Here is a 4,560-nt window from a genome sequence, read left to right on the forward strand (position 1 = left end):
TGTTCACCCGTCGAGCACTCGCCACCATCGACCAGCCTCCGCCCATCAATCCCAGCCACCGCAAATGCAGAACATCCCCAAACCAGATGGAGTTCTGCTATGGATGACGTTCCCCGGACAGCCCTGCGCTTGCGGGGAGAGGTCGGATTGCATCGCCAGATGCGATCCGGGTGAGGGGGAGTCTCCGCAAATTCATTTTCATCGAGTTTGCGGAGGCGGCCCCTCACCCCAACCCTCTCCCCGCAAGGGCGGGGCGAGGGAGAAGTTACGCCTCAGCCTTCTCAGCCATCCCGACCGCCCACAGCGCGAACGCGTAGACGATCGCGACCTCGTCGAGGCGGTTGAAGCGGCCGGAGGCGCCGCCGTGGCCGGCGCCCATGTTGGTGCGCAGCAGCACCGGGCCGCCGCCGCGCATGGTGGCGCGCAGCCGCGCGATCCATTTCGCCGGCTCCCAATAGGTGACGCGCGGATCGGTGAGCCCGCCCATCGCGAGGATCGCCGGATAGTCCTTGGCTGCGACATTGTCGTAGGGTGAATAGGACAGGATGGTGCGGAAATCCTTCTCGCTCTCGATCGGATTGCCCCATTCCGGCCATTCCGGCGGCGTCAGCGGCAGCGTGTCGTCGAGCATGGTGTTGAGCACGTCGACGAACGGCACCTCGGCGACGATGCCGGCGAACAGCTCGCCGGCGCGGTTGGCGACCGCGCCCATCAGCATGCCGCCCGCCGAGCCGCCATGGCCGACGATGCGCTCGGCACTCGTGTATTTCGTCTCGATCAACGCACGCCCGGCGGCGGCGAAATCGTCGAACGTGTTGGTCTTCTTCTCGCGCTTGCCGTCGAGATACCATCCCCAGCCCTTGTCGGCGCCGCCGCGGATATGCGCGATCGCATAGACAAAGCCGCGGTCGACCAGCGACAGCCGGTTGGCGGCAAACGAGGCCGGCATCGCCATGCCGTAGGAGCCGTAACCATACAGCAGAAGTGGCGCCTTGCCGTCACGAACGAAATCCTTGCGATGCAGGATCGAGACCGGCACCTGCGCGCCGTCATGCGAGGTCGCCATGATGCGCGTGGTGACGTAGTCGGCCGGGTTGTGGCCGGACGGAATCTCCTGGCGCTTGCGCAGCACACGCGTCCGCGTCGCCATGTCGTAGTCATAGACTTCCGACGGCGTCGTCATCGACGAATAGGCAAAACGTAAGTTGGTGGTGTCGAACTCGTAGCCGCCCATGGTGTCCAGCGAATAGGCCGCCTCGTCGAAGGCGATCGCGTGCTCCTCGCCGCTGTTGAGGTCGCGGATGATGATCGCCGGCAGCGCATTGGCGCGCTCCAGCCGCACCATGTGGCCGGCATAGAGCTCGACGTCGAGCACATAGACGCCTTCGCGATACGGGATCAGGTCGCGCCAGTTGCTGCGCTCGGGCGCGGTGAGCGGCGCGGTGACGACCTTGAAGTCGATGGCGTCGTCGGCGTTGGTCAGGATGAACAGCTCGTCGCCGCGGTCGGCGATCGAATATTGCACGCCTTCCTCGCGTGCCGCGACCAGCCGCGGCGGCGCGTCGGGATGGGAGAGATCGATTAGCCGCTGCTCCGAGGTCTCGTGGTCGCCGCCCGCGATCACGCAGAAGCGGCCGCTTGCGCTCTCGTGCAGGTGGGTGAACCAGCCGGAATCCTGCTCCTCATAGATCAGGATGTCGTCGGCCTGTTTGGCGCCGAGCTTGTGCCGCCACACCTGCATCGGCCGGTGATTGTCATCGAGCTTGACGTAGAAGAAGCTTTTGGAATCCGCGGCCCAGACCACGCCGCCGTCGGTTTCCTCGACGAGGTCGTCGAGATCGCCGCCGGTGGCCCAGTCGCGCACCCGGATCGAGAAATATTCGGAGCCCTTGGTGTCGGCGCTCCAGGCGTGCAGGCGGTGATCGTTGGAATGCCGGCTGCCGCCGAACTTGAAATATTTGTGGTCCTTCGCCAGCGCGTCGCCGTCGAGCACGACATGGGCGTCGCCGCCGTCGCGCGGCGTACGGCAGTACAGCTCGTGCTGGCCGCCCTCGCGGAACTTGCGGAAATAGGCGAACGGGCCGTCCGGCGACGGCACGCTGGAATCATCCTCCTTGATCCGCCCACGCATCTCCTTGACCAGCCGCTTCTGCAACGCGTCGGTATGGCCGAGCAGGCTCTCGGCGTAGCCGTTCTCGGCCTCAAGATAGGTGCGGATATCGGGATCGAGGATCGAGGGATCGCGCAGCACCTCCTGCCATTTCGGATCCTTGATCCACGCATAGTCGTCGGTCACCGTGATGCCGTGGGTGGTGAAGGAATGCGGCCGGCGCGGTGCGACCGGGGGCGATGTTGTGGTGGCGGATTTGGTCACACGATCCTCATGGTGCGGGGTTCCGCTCTATATCGGGATGAATGTGGCGATTGCCAGATGGGGCGCGCATCCTTGGTTGCCTCGTCATTGCGAGCGAAGCGAAGCAATCCATCGTTCCCCGAAGGGATAGAATGGATTGCTTCGTCGCTTCGCTCCTCGCAATGACGACGTGGTTAGGGGGGCTACCCGTTCCGCAGCCGCGCGCCGGCATTGCCGCCGGACATCGGAATCCGGTTCACCGCCAGCACCACGGCGAAGGTGATCACCAGCATCGCGATGCCGAGCACCGCGATCGCGGCGAGGTCGCCGCCTTCGTTGAGATCGTAGATCAGGACCGAGAGCACCTTGGTTTGCGAGGTGAACAGCACGATCGCCGCCGACAGTTCCCGCATCACGCCGATGAAGATGAAGCACCAGGTCGCGATCACGCCGGTGCGCAGCAGCGGCGCGGTGATCTGGCGCAGCGCCTGCAGCCGGGTCGCGCCGAGGATGCGGCTTGCCTCCTCGAGCTCGGGATGGATGGTCGCGAACGCCGCCTGCAATTGCTGGTAGGCCGAGGGAAGGTTGATGGTGAGGAACGCCAACAGCAGGATCCACAGCGTGCCGTAGAGCACGAAGGGCGGCCGCGTGTAGCTCAGGAACAGGCCGACGCCGAGCACGATGCCGGGCACCGCGACCGGCGCGGTGGCGAGGAAGCCGAGCACGCGGTGGCCCGCGATCACCTTGCGCGTCGTGACATAGGCGATGACGAGCGCGAGGATGGTGCCGATCGTCGCGGTCGCGGTGCCGAGGATCACGGTGTTCTTGAGCGCGAGCTGGGTCGACGACAGCTCGGTGAACACGAAGACGATGTTGTGCAGCGTCGCTGTCGACGGCGTCACCAGCGTGGTAGCGTTCGGCGAGAACGCGGCGTTGAGCAGCGCGAGGTACGGCAGGAATACCGGGTTGAGCAGCACCAAGAGGCAGAAGCCGAGCGCCGCCCAGCGCCAGCCGCGCAATTCCACCCGGCGCGGCGCGCCATACTTGCCGCCGATCACCGAATAGCCGCGGCGGCCGAGCAGCGCCTTCTGGCCTTGCAGCAGCAGGATGGTCAGCACCAGCAGCGGCACCGCGGCGGCGGCCGCGAGCTCGAGCTTCGGCGGGTACTGGAACAGGCTCCAGATCTTGGTCGTCATGGTGTGGAAGCCGGCCGGCAGCGCCAGGATCGCCGGCGAGCCGAACAGCGTCATCGCCTGCAGGAACGCGATCAGCGCGCCCGCGACCAGCGCGGGCAGCGCGAGCGGGATCGTCACCCGCCGCGCGGTGGTCCAGGCATTGCCGCCGAGGATCGCGGAGGCATCTTCCAGCTCGCCCGGCATGGTGTCGAGCGCATTGGCCACCAGCACGAACACGAACGGGAACGTGTAGCAGGAGATCACGAAGATGATCCCGGTCATCGAATAGATGTTGAACAGCGCGTCGGCATCTTCGCCCGCGAACAGCCGGTAGAGCTGGTTCAACAGCCCGGAATTCGGCGCAGCCAGCAGTTCCCAGGCGACCGCGCCGAGAAACGGCGGCGTCACGAACGAGGCCGTGACCAGTGCGCGGATGGTCTGCCGGCCCGGCATGTCGGTGCGCGACACCAGCCAGCTGATCGGTGCCGCGACGATGCAGCAGATCAGCGCCGACGTGGTCGCGATGATCGCAGTCGTCAGCAGCGGATCGAGGAAATCGGGATTGCTGAACAGCGTGACGAAGTTTTGCAGCGTCGGATGCCGGCTCTTGTCGGTGAAGGCAAACACCGCAAGCCACGACAGCGGCAGCAGGATCAGCAGGATGAGCACCGCCGCGAACAGCCACAGCACCGGGCGTGTCCAGTCGATGCGGGGGCGGGGGGCAGGGGAGGTGGTTGTTAGAGTCATGCTATCCCCGATTTGCGCGCCATCCATTCCCTCTCCCCGCTCTTCGCGGGGAGAGGGTTGGGGTGAGGGGCTGCTTCCACGAGCGTTGGCGTTGGTGAGACCTGTACCTCCTCACCCGGATTGCATCTTGCGATGCAATCCGACCTCTCCCCGCAAGCGCAGGGCTGTCCGGGGAATGATTCACTATGTCGCGGTGCATGCTCGGCAAGACCGAGGCAAATCGGCCTTTTCTGGTTGTCGAGACACAGAAGGCCGAGCATGCGATACCGCGATAGCATTTTTGGA

General features: G+C 65.4%; 2 protein-coding genes. Both read right to left on the reverse strand.

Features of this window, described 5'->3' with window-relative positions; translation table 11 throughout:
* Positions 1-265 precede the first annotated feature (265 nt).
* Positions 266-2,374, reverse strand: a complete 2,109-nt coding sequence (locus I6F38_RS42890; protein WP_225164641.1) for a S9 family peptidase — start codon at positions 2,372-2,374, stop codon at positions 266-268.
* A gap of 182 nt (positions 2,375-2,556) precedes the next feature.
* Positions 2,557-4,275 carry an iron ABC transporter permease gene (locus I6F38_RS42895; protein ID WP_225164642.1) on the reverse strand — a complete coding sequence of 573 codons (1,719 nt, stop codon included), beginning with the start codon at positions 4,273-4,275 and terminating at the stop codon, positions 2,557-2,559.
* Between the last annotated feature and the right edge of the window lie 285 nt (positions 4,276-4,560).

Origin of the sequence: Bradyrhizobium sp. BRP56 (assembly GCF_020194035.1) — a bacterium.
Lineage (GTDB): Bacteria > Pseudomonadota > Alphaproteobacteria > Rhizobiales > Xanthobacteraceae > Bradyrhizobium > Bradyrhizobium australafricanum.